We start from the raw sequence: 291 nt of genomic DNA, 5'->3' as shown, positions 1-291 counted from the left end.
CCATTGTGATGAGCCTGGTCCTCATCTTCACGGGCACGGACTACTGCTCCATGAAGCAGCACGAGGACAACGCCCGGGCCGGCGACCTTTTCACCACGGCCGACCGCCCCTACGGCGACGATGTGGATACCAAGGACGATGCCCACGGCCATGTCATTGATCTGGTGGCCCTCACCCACGAGATGGGCTTTGCCCGCGAGGTATCCAACCGCGTCATCTTCATCGATGAGGGCAGGATCCAGGAAGATGAGCCCCCGCAGGAGCTCTTCTCGAACCCCAAGCATCCTCGTC

At 61.5% G+C, this 291-nt stretch carries 1 pseudogene; it reads left to right on the top strand.

Features of this window, described 5'->3' with window-relative positions:
• Positions 1-291: pseudogene (locus P0G09_RS20025) on the top strand (hypothetical protein); the annotation flags it as partial.

The sequence above is a fragment of the Faecalibacterium sp. DFI.5.82 genome, from assembly GCF_029076575.1.
Taxonomy (GTDB): domain Bacteria; phylum Bacillota; class Clostridia; order Oscillospirales; family Ruminococcaceae; genus Faecalibacterium; species Faecalibacterium duncaniae.
Note: the sequence above shows the minus strand (reverse complement) of the source record. Positions and strands in the feature narration are given on the sequence as shown.